Genomic DNA, 14,785 nt, shown 5'->3' with positions numbered 1-14,785 from the left:
TCAGCGATCCTTCGGGTCGAGCGCGTCACGCAGGCCATCGCCGACGAAGTTCACGCAGTAAAGCGTCACGCACAGCATGACGGCCGGGGCCAGCAGCAGCCACGGCATCGATTCCAGTTTCTGCGCGCCGTCCTGGATCAGCACGCCCCAGCTCGTCATCGGTTCCTGCACGCCGAGGCCGAGGAACGACAGCACCGATTCGGTCAGCACGATGCCCGGCACCGAGACCGTCGCGTACACGACGACCACGCCGAGCAGGTTCGGCACGACGTGGCGCAGCACGATCGACGTCGGCGTCACGCCGATCGCACGTGCCGCGTCGACGAACTCGCGATTGCGCAGCGACAGCGTCTGGCCGCGCACGACACGCGCCATGTCGATCCACGAGAACGCGCTGATGGTCAGCACGACCAGCATGAACGAGCGGCCGAACAGGGTCATCATCAGGATCGCGATCAGCAGGTACGGGATCGCGTACATCATGTCGACGACGCGCATCATCACGGAGTCGACGCGGCCGCCCGCGAAGCCCGCGGTCGCGCCCCACGCGACGCCGAACAGGCCCGACACGAGCGTGCCGAGCAGGCCGACCTCGATCGACACGCGGCCGCCGATCAGTGTGCGCACGAGCAGGTCGCGGCCGAGCTCGTCGGTGCCGAACCAGTGCTGGTTCGCCCAGGTCGGCGGCAGGCTGATGGAGCCCCAGTCGCTCGCGGCGGGATCGGCCGCGAGCAGCCACGGGCCGACGAAACAGGCGAGCGTGATCAGCGCGAGCAGCGCGAGGCTGAACAGCGCCGCGCGGTTGTGAAGGAAGCGCGCGAACGCGAGCTCGAGCGGCGAGCGCGAGCGCGGCGGCGAATCGGTCTGCACGGGCAGGCCGACGGCGGGAGTGGTCGGAGTCATCGCTGTGCCTCGCTCAATAACGGATGCGCGGATCGAGCCATGCGTACGCGAGGTCGACCAGCAGGTTGAACAGCACCGCGAAGACGGTCGTCAGCACGACGAGCCCGAGCACCAGCGTGTAATCGCGGTTGATCGCGCCGTTCACGACGAGTTGCCCGAGGCCCGGCAGCGCGAACACCGATTCGGTGACGACGGCCGCCGTGATCGACGTGATGCAGACCGTGCCGAACAGCGACACGACCGGCATCAGTGCGGGTTTGAGCGCATGGCGCAGCACGATCGTCGAGCCCGGCAGGCCCTTCGCGCGCGCGGTGCGGATGTAGTTGCTCGACAGCGTCTCGATCATCGAGCCGCGCATCACGCGTGCGAGCAGCGACATGTTGATGAAGGTCAGCAGCACGATCGGCAGCAGCCGGTACTGCCAGCCGCCGTCACCCCAGCCGCCCGCCGGCAGCCAGCCGTTGCCGGACGACGTCTTCAGCAGGATCGCGAAGATCCACACGAGCACGGGGCCGAGCACGAACGGCGGGATGACGTTGCCGAAGTTGCCGATCAGCATCACGAAGCGGTCGATGAAACTGTCGCGGCGCACGGCCGCGACGGTGCCGAGCAGCACGCCGCACACGATCGAGATCGGGATCGACACGCCGCCCACGCCGAGGCTCACGGGCAGCGCCTTCTTCACGAGATCGTTCACGGACCAGTCGACGTAGCGGAACGACGGGCCGAGATCACCGTGCAGCAGCGCGTTCAGGTACAGCAGGTACTGCTTCCACAGCGGCTCGTCGAGGTGGTACTTCGCGTTCAGGTTCGCGAGCGTGGCGGCGGACAGCTGCTTCTCCGTATCGAACGGGCCGCCGGGCGTGAAATGCAGGAGCAGGTAGCAGACGGTGACGACCGCGAGGATCGTCGGCACCGCCCACAACGTGCGCCTCAATGCGTAGGCCAGCATGATCGCTCCGGGCTCAGTGCTTGATCAGGTACATGTCCTGCGAAGCACGCATGTCGATCACGTTCTTCAGCGAATAGCCGCCCACGTACGACTTCACGAGACGGTCGGCCGAATACTGGAACAGCGGCACCATCGGCGTGTCGTTCAGCGCCGTGTCGTGCGCCTGCGTGAGCAGCGCGGCGCGCGCCTGGTCGTCGAGCTTCTGGTTGCCTTCGTCGACGAGCGCGTCGACCTGCTTGTTGCAGTAGCCGACGGTGTTCTGCGCGCTGCCGCAGCGGATCAGGTCGAAGAAGGTCATCGCGTCGTTGTAGTCGGCGAACCAGCCGTCGCGCGCGATCTGCACCTTGCCGTCATGCCGCTGCTTCATCAGCACCTTGAATTCGACGTTCTCGAGCTTCGTGTTGACGCCGAGCTTCGTGCGCCACTCCGATGACGTGAACAGCGCGACCTTCTTGTGCAGGTCGTTGGTGTTGTACGTGAGCGTGAACGACAGCGGCTTCGCGTCCGAGTAACCGGCCTGCTTGAGCAGGTCCTTCGCGGCCGCGATGCGCTTGGCCATCGGCCACGACGCCCATTCCGGCGTGAACGGTTGCTGCACGCCCTTCGTACCGTTCGGCATCAGGCCGTACATCGGCTTCTCGCCGGCCTGCGTGAGCTTCGACGTGAGCACGTCGCGATCGATCACCATCGACAGCGCCTGGCGCACGCGCTTGTCCTTCAGCGCCGCGTCGCTGTTGTTCAGGTAGTAGTAGTACGTCGCGAGCTGCAGGCCCTGGCGAAGCTCGCCGCCGAACTGCTTGCTGACCTGCTGGAAGATGCCCGACGGGATCGAGTAGCTGTAGTCGATCTGGCCGGCCTGGTACATGCGCATCGCGGTTTCGTCGCTTTCGATCGGCAGGTACGTGACCTTGTTGATCACGACCTTCGGCGCGTTCCAGTACTTCGCATCCTTCGAGATCACGATGCGGTTGTTCGGCTGCCAGTCGACGAGCTGGTATGCGCCGTTGCTGACGAGGTTGCCCGGGCGCGTCCATGCATCGCCGAACTTCGCGACCGCGTCCTTGTTCACCGGCACGAGCGGCGCCATCGCGGTCAGCTCGGGGAAGAACGCGACGGGCACGTCGGTCGTCACTTCGAGCGTGTACGGATCGACCGCGCGCACGCCGAGCGTCGACGGCGCGGCCTTGCCCGCGATGATGTCCTTCGAGTTCTTGATGAACTCGACGAGGATCGTGTATTTCGAGCCCGTCTTCGGATCGACGAGGCGCTGCCACGAATAGACGAAATCGGCGGCCGTCACCGGCTGGCCGTTGCTCCACTTCGCGTCACGGCGAAGCTTGAAGATCCACGTCGTCGGCGACTTGCGCTCCCACGACAGCGCGACACCCGGCACGACCTGGCCGGCGGCATCGATGCGGGCCAGCCCTTCGAACAGGTCGAGGCCGATCGTGTTGCCGGTCCACGATTCGATGTGCGCGGGGTCGAGCGACTCGACTTCGGCAGGCACCTGTCGCGTCAGGTCCTGTTGGGGCGCGAGCGCGACGTTCGACGGAACGGTAACGGCGTGGGCGGCAGGCGTCAGGGCGAGCGCGGCCAGCACGGCCGACATGGCATGCAAGGATTTCATCGTGGCAGTCTTGAGAAGGGTTGTTCGGTGAGCGTCGCGCGGCGGATGCCGCGGCTTACGCGTGAGACGCTGACGGGTGCAGCGATTGAGGAGGCCCGTGATTCTCGTATAGCATTTTAGTATTCCTTACGTTTCTTTCGACAGGCATTCCGTCTTCGAAACGAAGGAATACCTGTGCGTTAGAACAGCCTAGGCGTACCGACCCAGACCACCACCGACTCGATCTTCGCGGTGTTGACCCAGCTGTGCGGGACCGTCGACTGATAGTGCGAGCTATCGCCGGCCTGCAGGACGAACGTCTTGCCTTCCAGCGTCAGCGACACTTCCCCTTCAATCACATACAGGAACTCCTCTCCTGCGTGTGTCGTCACCTCAGACCGCTTCTGCCCCGGCGGCATCCTCACGAGGATCGCCTCCAGCTGGCGCCCTTCGGATACGTTCGTCAGCCTCGCGAACAGGTTCGCCGAATCGGCAAACCCGAAGAAGCGCAACTGCTCGCCTCGGCAAACCGAGCGTTCCTCGCTCGGCGTATCCACGAAGTACTGCACCGTCACACCGAGCGCGTGCGCGATACCGGCCAACGATGTCAGCGACGGCGACGCGAGCCCGCGTTCGACTTGAGACAGAAACGGCTTCGAAATCCCCGCGGCGGTAGCGGTGTCGTCGAGCGTGCGCTTGAGTCGTTGGCGCAACGCGCGAATCTTGCTGCCGAGAGCGGCAGCGTCTGCGGACCGCGAGTTTTCAGTGGGGGGAACCATAGCAGGCCGAAAAGTGATCGTCAAAAAATGTTTGATGGAAAATAACTAAGTTAGAACGATATAGCTTAGTCTTCGGGTTCGCGCCCGTCTTCGGTGTCAAGCCCGGTGCACTAAACGGGACACGAAGCGAGCGAAACGACGCGCTATCTTGCCAGACTCGCCGGCTTCACAGGCAAGCTGCAAGCGGCTCTCCGGGAATCTTCGGAGAGCCGGCACGAAAGCTTACAAATAGATGATGAGACGAATGTTCCTGAAAGCTACTGCCACATTAGGAGTTTCCCTAGGTGGCAGGTACGTGACGCACCGGACCGGTAGCCGCTACCATGCGCGCGCCGGTCGGGGCCCCTCGCCGCCACACCAGGCGGCGTCAGACCCCGGCCCGGGCTAACCGCCCGACTGTTCCATCGCCAGCACGAAGCCTACCCGGCCCCATTGTGCACCGGCGCGAGTTCGACCCCAAAAAAGACGACGCGCGATCCGTGCCGTCCGTTTCAAACGAGATTGATGATGCAACCACCTGTTTCACAAACCCGATCGTTCACGACGGTCTTCCTCATCGAAATGTGGGAGCGCTTCGGCTACTACGGCATGGCCGCGCTCCTGGTCCTCTTCATGGTCGACCGGCTCGGTTTCACCGACAGCCATGCGAACCTGACCTGGGGTGCGTTCACCGCACTCGTCTACGCGGCGCCGTCGATCGGCGGCTGGATCGGCGACAAGGTGCTCGGCGCCCGTCGCACGATGATCATCGGCGCGTCCGTGCTGTGCGCCGGCTACCTGATGCTGTCGGTACCGAACGATCACCTGACGTACATGTACGCGTCGCTCGGCGTGATCGTCGTCGGCAACGGCCTGTTCAAGGCCAATGCGGCCAACCTCGTGCGCCGCATCTATGAAGGCGACGACGCGCGCATCGACAGCGCGTTCACGATCTACTACATGGCGGTCAACATCGGCTCGACGGTGTCGATGCTCGCGACGCCGTGGATCAAGGATCACTGGGGCTGGCACACCGCGTTCGCGGTCTGCTGCGGCGGCATGCTGCTCGCGATCCTCAACTTCATGCTGATGCATCGCACGCTCGCGCACGTCGGCTCGCTGCCGGACGACCAGCCGATCCGCTGGAAGCGCCTCGGCGCGGTCGCGCTGGGCGGTGTCGGGCTCGCGCTGATCACGCTGTACGTGCTGCAGCACAAGCAGCTCGCCGTCGCCAGCGTGTGGACGGCCGCGTTCGCGATCCTCGCGATCTTCGCGTACATGATCGCGAAGTCGGAGCGCTCGGAGCGCGCGGGCCTGATCGCGGCGCTCGTGCTGATCGGCCAGGTGATCCTGTTCTTCATCTTCTACGTGCAGATGTCGACGTCGCTGACGCTGTTCGCGCTGCGCAACGTCGATCCGCGCTTCATGCTGTTCGGTACGACGCTGTTCACGTGGAGCGCCGCGCAGTTCCAGGCGCTGAACCCGATCTGGATCATGCTGCTGAGCCCGGTGCTCGTGTGGGTCTACAACGCCGTCGCGAAGGGCGGCCGTGACCTGCCGGTCGCCGCGAAGTACGCGCTCGGCTTCGGCGCAGTGGCCGCAGGCTACCTGGTGTTCACGATCAGCGGCCGCTACGCGGTCGACGGCCGTGTGTCGTCGTGGTTCATGGTGTGGGGCTACGGCCTCTACTCGCTCGGCGAACTGCTGGTGAGCGGCCTCGGCCTCGCGATGATCGCCCGCTACGTGCCGGCGCGCATGAGCGGCTTCATGATGGGTGCGTACTTCGTCGCAACGGGCGTGTCGCAGTATCTGGGCAGCGTCGTCGCGAACTTCGCGCAGATGCCGTCGCACGATCTGCCGGCCACCGAATCGCTGCCGCTCTACCTGTCGCTGTTCGAGAAGCTCGGCTGGCTCGCCGCGATCGGCATGCTGCTCGCGCTGCTGCTGCTGCCGCTGATGAACCGCCTGTCGCGCCAGCACCAGCGTTGTGCGGAAGAACGCCGCGAAGAAGCGCTGCAGGCACAGGGCGCCGCCGCCGCGCAGTAAGTAATATCCCTCGGCGTGCGGCGTGCACGCCACATTCTCCCGCCAGGCACGCGAACGCGTCCTACACTGGATGCAGGAAACGCATCCGCTTCGCGCGATGCGCACTGGCGGGAGAAGACGATGAAAAGCAAAGCAACGCGGCTGTTGAGGATACTGTCGGACATCCGGCACGCTCAGCGCTGCACCGCGATACGGGCCGCGCGCGCCGCGGCCGAAGCCGACGCGGTACTCGCGGAACGCGACGATCCGGCGCCCGACGAACGCGACGACGCAGAATCCGACGACGCCACCGCCGTTCCCCGCTCCCGTATCGGCTCACCTCACTGACGCCGCGCAGCACGCTCCGTGCCGCACGCGCTCCGTGCCGCACGCGCTGCGTCCCGCGCCGCTCACGCGGCCGCGCCGCGCCACCGCGCGATCCACGTTCCCGAACCGGCCACGGCCATCATCAGCCCGAGCGCGCACGCGTCGGCAGCGAGGCCTACGCCGACATGCCGCAGATCCGCGCTGCGCACGACCGGATGCAGCAACGAATCGATGACGAGCGAGATCGCCGCGCCCGCGACGAAGCAGATCAGCCCGCGCTGGCCCACGGCCACGACGGGCCGCACGCCCTGCGCGATCCGCGCGATCCAGCCGAAGCGCACGCAGTCGGCCATCACCCACGCAATGGCCGCGAAGCTCACGACGCGCGGCAGCGCGAGATCGCGCTTGAACACGCCTTCCGGCAGCGGCAGCCCCGAGAACAGCTTGTAGCTCGCGCAGCCGAGCACGACCGCGCACGCGAGCCCGGTCGCGGCGGCCCCCCAGCGCCCGAGCGCGACGCGCCGGTAGAACGGCTGGCAGCGCGCGAGCACGCCGGCGACGAACATCAGCTGCCACGCGAACGGATTGAAGCTCCAGCGGAACCCGTCGGAATCCAGCAGCTCGGGGCCGAGCCAGCCGGCCGTCAGCCATGACGCGATGCTCAGCGCGACGAGCAGCCACGGATGCCGCCGCGCGAACGGCACGAGCACCGGCGACGCGAGCGCGAACAGCACGTACATCGGCAGCACCGACGCGAGATACGGCTGGCGCTGGAAGGTCAGCAGCTCGGCTGCACCGGTGAGCGGCGACGCGAGCATCACGCTGACGTCGTCGAGCGCGAGGTTCGGCGCATCGATCCCGAAGTGGTCAAGCACGGCCGACACGACGAGCATCAGCGTCGAGGTCGCGAGAAACGCGCGGTAGATCTGCATCGCACGGCGCACGAAGCGCTTTTGCGCGGCGCGCGCGCCGTGCCGCTCGGCAATCGCGCCATAGGCGCTCGCGGTCGCGAAGCCGCCGAGAAAGACGAAGACCTCGGCCGCATCGCACAGCGCGAACGCGTGCAGCGTGACGCGCGACAGCACGCTCGCGCCGATGTGATCGACGACGATCATCAACAGCACGATGCCGCGGAAGAAATCGACTTCGACCAGGCGGCCGCTGCGCGACGGTGCAAACGCGGCGGAAGGCGGCGTGCTCAACGACATGAGCACACCTGCACGACGGCGGTGCGGCACGCACCGGAAGGTGGATCGGGGAGAAGAAGGCGAGCGCGATCAGCGGCGATGCGCGTATGCCCGCATCGCGCCAACCCGGCCGGCCAGGCACGGAGATGACCGTTCATTGAAAAGCTGCATACGTAGGGAAGTCAGTAAGGCCAGTCTAATGGCCGATCCGGGGAGACCCTAAGTAACAAAGTGCAACCGAATCTTCTGTTCGATTACACGCGCGAGCCTTGTCGTGCCAGGCGGGCAGCGTCGCCAGACTCGCGTCAGCGCGACGCCAGTTTGCGGCCAGCATCGATGCGTTCGACCGCTGCGGCGTGGTTGTTTTGCGATGCACGACACGGCACGCGGCATGCAGCGGCCGCATCGCGATCGACGCTTATCCGCGCGTGGGCAGGCGCCGCATCAGCATCGCGCTGTGCCAAGCGGTCAGTGCAACGGCGACCCAGATCGGCCCGTACGTCGCGAGCTTCGCCACGCTCAGCGTCTCGCCGAGCAGCAGCAGCGACACCGCGACGAGCAGCACGGGTTCGACGTAGCCGAGAATCCCGAACAGCGCCATCGGCAGCATCCGGCTCGCCTTCAGGTAGCTCGCGAGCGCGAGCGTGCTGAGCACGCCGAGGCCCGGCAGCAGCGCGGCCCACAGCACCGGATGGTCGGCCACCTGCGTCAGGCTCGTCGCGACCATCGCGAACGCGACCGGGCACAGCAGCGCGATCTCGACCGCGAACGCGGCGAGCGAATCGGCATTGATCCGCCGGCGCAGCACGAAATACGGCGGATAGCCGAGCGCGACGACGAGCGTCGGCCACGCGAACGCGCGCGTCGCCCACACTTCGTGCGCGACGCCGAGCGCGGCGCACGCGACCGCCGCCCATTGCAGCGGATCGAGCCGCTCGTGATAGTGGAAGCGGCCGACGAGCACCATCGTCAGCGGCAGCAGGAAATAGCCAAGCGACACTTCGAGCATGCGGCCGTGCAGCGGCGCCCACAGGAACAGCCACAACTGCGCGCCGAGCAGCCCGGCGCTCACGGGCAGCGCAATCAGCAGGCGCCAGTCGCGCACGCTGCGCCGAACGAGGTCGACGAGCGCCGGCCAGCGGCCGCGCAACGCGATCAGCGCAACTGCGCCCGGTGCGGTCCACAACACGCGCCACGCGAAGATGTCGAGCCCCGTGAGCGGCGCGAGCAGTTTCGCGTAGGCGGACATCAGCGCGAACAGCGTCGATGCCATCACCGACAACACGAGGCCGCGCCCGGCCTCCGGATACCCCGTCATGATCGTTCCGCGCCGCTTACTGCTGCTGGAAACGCTCGAAGCGCTTCTCGGTCCGGCGTTCCTCGAACGTCACCTCGGTCACGTGCGCGGCCGGCGGCCCGTGGCGCAGCCACGCGAGCATCCGGTCGATCTGCGCGCCGGGGCCCTGGATCATCGCCTCGACGGTGCCGTCCTCGAGATTCGCGACCCAGCCGCGCAGCTTCAGCGCATGCGCCTCGCGCACCGTCGCATGACGGAAGCCGACGCCCTGCACGACGCCGCGCACCCGCACGTAGTAGGTCTCGATCCGTTCGTCCAGTTCATTGCGGCTCATCGCGTCGCCCTCCCGTTGCATTCAAGCCCGGCATTGTAGTCGCGTCGGCCGCTTCGCACACGGGTCGGAGCCCGTTCGCCCCGTCACGGCCCGGCGTCGCCGCACGCGCCGACCACGTACAATCTCGCCGATGCTCAACCGCCGCGCCGCCCGCGCGCGGCCCCGAAGGAAACGCATGACTGATACCTCCCGCGATCTCGTTCTCGTCACCGGCGCATCCGGCTTCGTCGGCTCGGCCGTCGCGCGCATTGCGCAGCAGAAAGGCTATGCGGTGCGCGTGCTCGTGCGCCCGACCAGCCCGCGCACGAACGTGGCGGATCTCGACGCCGAGATCGTCACCGGCGACATGCGCGATGAAGCGTCGATGCGCGCCGCGCTGCGCGGCGTGCGCTACCTGCTGCACGTGGCAGCCGACTACCGGCTGTGGGCGCCCGATCCCGACGAGATCGAGCGCGCGAACCTCGAAGGGGCGGTCGCGACGATGCGCGCGGCGCGCGCGGAAGGCGTCGAGCGGATCGTCTACACGAGCAGCGTCGCGACGCTGAAGGTGACGAGCGCCGGCGACCCGTCCGACGAAAACCGGCCGCTCACGGCCGAGCAGGCGATCGGCGTGTACAAGCGCAGCAAGGTGCTCGCGGAACGCGCGGTCGAGCGGATGATCGCCGACGAAGGGCTGCCGGCCGTGATCGTCAATCCGTCGACGCCGATCGGCCCGCGCGACGTGAAGCCGACGCCGACCGGCCGCATCATCGTCGAAGCCGCGCTCGGCAAGATTCCCGCGTTCGTCGACACGGGGCTGAACCTCGTGCACGTGGACGACGTCGCGCACGGCCACTTCCTCGCGCTCGAGCGCGGCCGGATCGGCGAGCGCTACATCCTCGGCGGCGAGAACCTGCCGCTGCAGCAGATGCTCGCCGACATCGCGCAGATGACGGGCCGCAAGGCGCCGACGATCGCGCTGCCGCGCTGGCCGCTCTACCCGCTCGCGGTCGGTGCGGAAGCGGTCGCGAAGTTCACGAAGAAGGAGCCGTTCGTCACCGTGGACGGGCTGCGGATGTCGAAGAACAAGATGTATTTCACGTCCGCGAAGGCCGAGCGCGAGCTCGGCTACCGGGCGCGCCCGTACCGTGAAGGGCTGCGCGATGCGCTCGACTGGTTCGGCTCCGCGGGCTACCTGAAGTAACACAAAGCGGCGTGCTTCACGCCGCTTTGCGCACTTTGTTACACGTCCCGCGCGGCCCGCTACCGGCGCAGCGGTTAAAATCGCGGGTCTTACGCAGAGAAGACACGCATGAACCTGAACGATCAGATCGCTTCGCTCGCCACGGGCGTCGATCAGCTCCTCCACGATCACCACGCCGCGCAGCAGGCGGCACGCAGCGCGGAAGCCTTCGCACGCGCCGCGGCAGCGGAGGCCCGGGCCGCGGCAGAGCGTCACGCCGCCGCGGAAGCCGAAGCGCTAGCCGCCGCACAACGCCACACGGCAGCAGCCGCCGACGCCGAGGCTGCGCAGCAGCGCCACGCCAGCGCGACCGCCGCGGCCGAAGCCGCCGCCCAGCGTCATACCGATGCCACCGCGCAAGCCGAAGCCGCGTCGCAGCGCCATGCGGAAGCCACCGCACTGACCGAAGCACTCGCGCAACGTCATGCGGATGCCGAAGCAGCGTCGCAGCGCCACGCGGCAGCGATCGCCGAAGCCGAGGCCGCCGCGCAGCGTCATCACGCGGCAGCCACCGAAGCCGAAGCGGCCGCGCAGCGCCATGCAGCCGCGACTGCCGAAGCCGAAGCCGCCGCGAAGCGGCACGCGGAGGCGACTGCCGAGGCCGAAGCGGCCACGCAGCGTCACGCAGCCGCCATCGCCGAGGCCGAAGCCGCCGCCCAACGCCACACGGCTGCAATCGCGGAAGCCGAAGCGCTCGCGCAGCAGCACACGCTGGCGATCGCCGAAACGCAGGCCGCCGCGCAGCGTCATGCCGAGGCAACCGCCGAGGCCGAAGCCGTCACGCAACGCCATACCGAAGCGATCGCGCAGGCCGAGGCGGCCGCGCAGCGCCACGCCGATGCCACCGCCCAGGCGGAGGCCGTCACGCAGCGTCATGCCGAAGCGATCGCACAAGCCGAAGCGGCTGCGCAGCACCACGCGAAGGCCATCGCCGACGCCGAGGCGCTGGTCGAGGCCGTCGTCAAGGAAGCCGCGACGAGCGCAGTCGCCGCCCCGGCAGTTGCAGCCGAAGTCGTCGAACCTGCGCCGGCCGCTACGCCGGCGGCGGAGCCGGCCGTGATCGCGCCCGCGCCGGCTGCGGCCGAAACGGTGGATTCGACGGCCGACGCCGAAACGGCCGTCGTCGCGACGGCGCAAGCCGAAGCGCCGGTTGAAGTCGAAGCCGAAGCCGACGTCGCCCCGGCCCCGTCCGACAAAGCGACGCTGCACGTGTCGCGCCCGACGCAGAACGAACTCACGCTGACCATCAACGGCGAATCGATCACGCTGCATCCGGAGCAGCTGGGCCAGCTGATCGAGGAACTCGCGCATGCGCGCGCGTCGATGCAGCCGGAGCCGCCGCCCGGCATCCCGGCCGGCTGGCGCTTCGTGACGACGAAGAACCCGATGATGGCCGTGCAGAAGCAGGCGAACGGCGACCGCCTGCTGGTGGCCCGCCACACGGGCTACGGCTGGGTGCCGTTCACGTTCTCGCCGGACGTCGTGGTCCAGATGTACATGATGCTGACCCAGCGCTGAGCGCCGGCACGCCGCACCGCCGAACAGGCACCGCCCAAAACGAAACAGCCCGACCGGTTTCCACCGATCGGGCTGTTTGCTTTCCGGCTGCCGGGAGGCACGCCTCCCGGGCAAGACTCAGCGCTCCACCGGCGCCTGCACGCGCGCCTTCCACTGGCCGCCCTTGCCGCGCCAGTAGCGCCACGCGGACGCGAACGTCGCGCCGACGTAGAACAGCGCGACGAGCGGCAGCGCCGGCGCCCACAGCGGCGAGCGCCGGTAGTAGCGCAGCATCGGCGCATACGCGGCGCACATCGACGCCCATGCGAGCCACGCCGGCCATGCGCGCGCGCCGTACGCGAGCGCCGCGGCGGGCGGCACGAGATAGATGATCGTCATCCCGAGCAGCGTGCCGGCCAGCAGCAACGGCGAATAGTGCAGCTGCGTGAACGCGGTGCGCGCGATCATGTTCCAGATGTCGCGCCAGCTGTCGTACGGGCGCAACGACACGCTGCGGTCGGCCAGGTCGAGCCGGATCGGATGGCGGCCTTCGCCGCGATGCTTGATCTGCGCGGCGAGGCTGCAGTCGTCGATCAGCGCGCCACGGATCGACTCGATGCCGCCCGCTTCCTCGAGCGCCGTGCGCTTGACGAGCATGCAGCCGCCCGCGGCGCCGGCCGTCCGGTTGCGCGGATTGTTGATCCACGAGAACGGGTAGAGCTTCGCGAAGAAGAACACGAACGCCGGGATCAGCGCCTTCTCCCAGAACGAATCGCAGCGCAGCCGCACCATCAGCGACACGAGATCGCGGTTCTCGGCCTGCGCGCGCGTGACGAGCTGCGCGACGGCGTCGGGCGGATGGCCGATGTCGGCATCCGTCAGCAGCAGGTAGTCGGCCGGCAGGCCGAGCGTCTGCACCGCGGCAATCCCCTGCGACTGCGCCCACACCTTGCCCGACCATCCGGCCGGCAGCGGCTTCGCGGCCAGCACCGTCAGCCGGTCGGCGCGGTTGATCGCGAGCGCCGCCGCGCGCGCCGCGTCGGCGGTGCCGTCGTCGCTGTGGTCATCGACAATGATCAGATGAAATTCGCCCGGGTAATCCTGCTCGAGCAGCGAAGTCGCCGCCCGGGCGATCACGTCGGCCTCGTTGCGCGCCGGCACGACCGCGACGACGGCCGGCCAGCCGGCCTCGGCCGCGGCGCCGCGCGCCTCCGGCGGCAGCGGCCGCGCGGGCACCGCGCGCCAGAAACCGCCGCGCGCGACGAGCAGCACGATCCAGATCATCAGCGACAGGCCGGACACCAGGAATGCAAGAACCAGCATCATCGGCGCGCCCCCTGTCGGACGCCGGCGACGGCGAAATCAATAGGGGTCGGGAACAAAACGCCCGAAACCGCACGGGCGGCCGGGCAATACGCGTAAGAATCGACGGTCATCGAATGGCCTTGAAATGAGCGCGACGCCGGGCAGCCGGAGCGGCTGCCCGCGAAACCGCGTAGTTTACTGGGTTCCGCGCGCGCCAGCGCCGACGCGGTTCTCCCGCAAATGCAACACGCCGGATACAGCACCAGAGCAAGGAGTTCCCGATAGGGTTAAAATGCGCGATTAATTCGGGGTTCCGGGGCCTGGCCGGCCGGTTCGTTCCTGCCTTCATAACATCAAGCCGGGGCGAGCGAGCGAGTGCCAGCTCCTCGAACCCCGGCGTCTGTCGTCGGAGTTCGCTCACCTATGCGAGTCATCCTTGCCCAGCCCCGCGGCTTTTGTGCGGGGGTTGTCCGTGCGATCGAGATCGTCGATCGCGCGCTGCAACAGCACGGTGCGCCGGTCTATGTGCGTCATGAGATCGTGCATAACCGGCATGTCGTCGAGAATCTGCGTAATAAAGGGGCCCGATTCGTTGAGGAACTCGACGAGGTGCCCCACGGCGCTGTCGCGATCTTCAGCGCGCACGGTGTCGCCCAGACGGTCGAGCGCGACGCGGAAACGCGCGGGCTCGACGTGCTCGACGCGACCTGCCCGCTCGTCACGAAAGTGCACGTGCAAGGCCGCCAGTATGTCGCGGCGGGCCGCCGGCTGATCCTGATCGGCCACGCGGGCCACCCGGAAGTCGAGGGGACGATCGGCCAGATTCCGGCCGAGGTGATCCTCGTGCAGAGCGAAGCCGAAGTCGATACGCTGACGCTGCCCGTCGACACGCCGGTCGCGTACATTACGCAGACCACGCTGTCGGTGGACGATACGCGCGGCATCATCGAAGCGCTGCAGCGCCGGTTCACCGACCTCGTCGGCCCGGACACGCGCGACATCTGCTACGCGACGCAAAATCGCCAGGCCGCCGTGCGCGAGCTGAGCGAACAGGTTGACGTGCTGCTCGTGGTCGGTGCGACGAACAGCTCGAACTCGAACCGCCTGCGCGAGATCGGCACCGAAAGCGGTGTGCCGAGCTACCTCGTCGCCGACGGTTCGGAAGTAAAGGCCGAATGGTTCGCGAATGCGAAGACCGTGGGCCTGACCGCCGGGGCGTCCGCGCCCGAGGAGATGGTCGAAGATGTCATCGGCGCGTTGCGCGCGCTGGGTCCCGTCGACGTCACGACGATGGCGGGCCGTGAGGAAAAAGTCGAATTCAAGCTGCCGGCGAAGCTCACGCAAGCTGTCGCCCGCGAAGTTTAAGGAGGAC

13 protein-coding genes are annotated in these 14,785 nt (G+C 67.7%); 5 read left to right on the top strand and 8 right to left on the bottom strand.

Going from position 1 to position 14,785, the window contains the following annotated elements; translation table 11 throughout:
• From FFS49_RS00710 to FFS49_RS00695, 4 genes are all read right to left on the bottom strand, one after another.
• Complete coding sequence (locus tag FFS49_RS00710; protein WP_039349583.1) at positions 1 to 903, bottom strand: ABC transporter permease subunit; 903 nt, start codon at positions 901 to 903, stop codon at positions 1 to 3.
• Between the two features lie 13 nt (positions 904 to 916).
• A complete protein-coding gene (locus FFS49_RS00705) occupies positions 917 to 1,855 on the bottom strand; it encodes an ABC transporter permease subunit (RefSeq protein WP_039349576.1) in 939 nt (312 codons plus the stop codon).
• A 13-nt stretch (positions 1,856 to 1,868) separates the two neighbouring features.
• Positions 1,869 to 3,482, bottom strand: coding sequence for a peptide ABC transporter substrate-binding protein (locus FFS49_RS00700; protein WP_071333840.1), 1,614 nt, complete (start codon positions 3,480 to 3,482; stop codon positions 1,869 to 1,871).
• 179 nt (positions 3,483 to 3,661) lie between these two features.
• Positions 3,662 to 4,240, bottom strand: coding sequence for a cupin domain-containing protein (locus tag FFS49_RS00695; protein ID WP_039349569.1), 579 nt, complete (start codon positions 4,238 to 4,240; stop codon positions 3,662 to 3,664).
• Between the two features lie 504 nt (positions 4,241 to 4,744).
• On the opposite strand from FFS49_RS00695, the gene FFS49_RS00685 reads away from it, so the two are divergent.
• Both FFS49_RS00685 and FFS49_RS00680 read left to right on the top strand, forming a co-directional pair.
• Positions 4,745 to 6,265 carry an oligopeptide:H+ symporter gene (locus FFS49_RS00685; RefSeq protein ID WP_039349566.1) on the top strand — a complete coding sequence of 507 codons (1,521 nt, stop codon included), beginning with the start codon at positions 4,745 to 4,747 and terminating at the stop codon, positions 6,263 to 6,265.
• A gap of 120 nt (positions 6,266 to 6,385) precedes the next feature.
• On the top strand, positions 6,386 to 6,592 hold the full coding sequence (locus FFS49_RS00680) for a hypothetical protein (RefSeq protein ID WP_105818314.1): 207 nt from the start codon (positions 6,386 to 6,388) through the stop codon (positions 6,590 to 6,592).
• Positions 6,593 to 6,654: 62 nt separating this feature from the next.
• Here the strand turns inward: FFS49_RS00680 and FFS49_RS00675 are convergent, their stop codons facing one another.
• The 3 genes from FFS49_RS00675 to FFS49_RS00665 form a co-directional block, all read right to left on the bottom strand.
• A complete protein-coding gene (locus FFS49_RS00675) occupies positions 6,655 to 7,779 on the bottom strand; it encodes an OpgC domain-containing protein (RefSeq protein ID WP_105818315.1) in 1,125 nt (374 codons plus the stop codon).
• A 397-nt stretch (positions 7,780 to 8,176) separates the two neighbouring features.
• Positions 8,177 to 9,076 carry an EamA family transporter RarD gene (gene rarD, locus FFS49_RS00670; protein ID WP_105818316.1) on the bottom strand — a complete coding sequence of 300 codons (900 nt, stop codon included), beginning with the start codon at positions 9,074 to 9,076 and terminating at the stop codon, positions 8,177 to 8,179.
• Positions 9,077 to 9,092: 16 nt separating this feature from the next.
• Positions 9,093 to 9,389, bottom strand: coding sequence for an acylphosphatase (locus tag FFS49_RS00665; RefSeq protein ID WP_039349555.1), 297 nt, complete (start codon positions 9,387 to 9,389; stop codon positions 9,093 to 9,095).
• A 175-nt stretch (positions 9,390 to 9,564) separates the two neighbouring features.
• Here FFS49_RS00665 and hpnA point away from each other — a divergent pair, with 175 nt between their 5' ends.
• Positions 9,565 to 10,572, top strand: coding sequence for a hopanoid-associated sugar epimerase (hpnA, locus tag FFS49_RS00655; protein ID WP_011353724.1), 1,008 nt, complete (start codon positions 9,565 to 9,567; stop codon positions 10,570 to 10,572).
• A 108-nt stretch (positions 10,573 to 10,680) separates the two neighbouring features.
• Positions 10,681 to 12,129, top strand: a complete 1,449-nt coding sequence (locus FFS49_RS00650) for a phage tail protein (protein ID WP_105818317.1) — start codon at positions 10,681 to 10,683, stop codon at positions 12,127 to 12,129.
• 117 nt (positions 12,130 to 12,246) lie between these two features.
• Here the strand turns inward: FFS49_RS00650 and FFS49_RS00645 are convergent, their stop codons facing one another.
• Entirely contained in the window at positions 12,247 to 13,434 is a 1,188-nt protein-coding gene (locus FFS49_RS00645) for a glycosyltransferase (RefSeq protein WP_039349546.1), read from the bottom strand.
• Between the two features lie 402 nt (positions 13,435 to 13,836).
• Between FFS49_RS00645 and ispH the strand changes: the two genes are divergently transcribed.
• Positions 13,837 to 14,778 carry a 4-hydroxy-3-methylbut-2-enyl diphosphate reductase gene (gene ispH / locus FFS49_RS00635; RefSeq protein ID WP_039349543.1) on the top strand — a complete coding sequence of 314 codons (942 nt, stop codon included), beginning with the start codon at positions 13,837 to 13,839 and terminating at the stop codon, positions 14,776 to 14,778.
• The last annotated feature ends 7 nt before the right edge of the window (positions 14,779 to 14,785 follow it).

This window comes from Burkholderia sp. 4NA327C6, from assembly GCF_005502655.1.
GTDB classification, from domain to species: Bacteria; Pseudomonadota; Gammaproteobacteria; order Burkholderiales; family Burkholderiaceae; genus Burkholderia; species Burkholderia contaminans.
The sequence above is the reverse complement of the archived record's forward strand: the minus strand, read 5'-3'. Positions and strand labels throughout refer to the sequence as shown.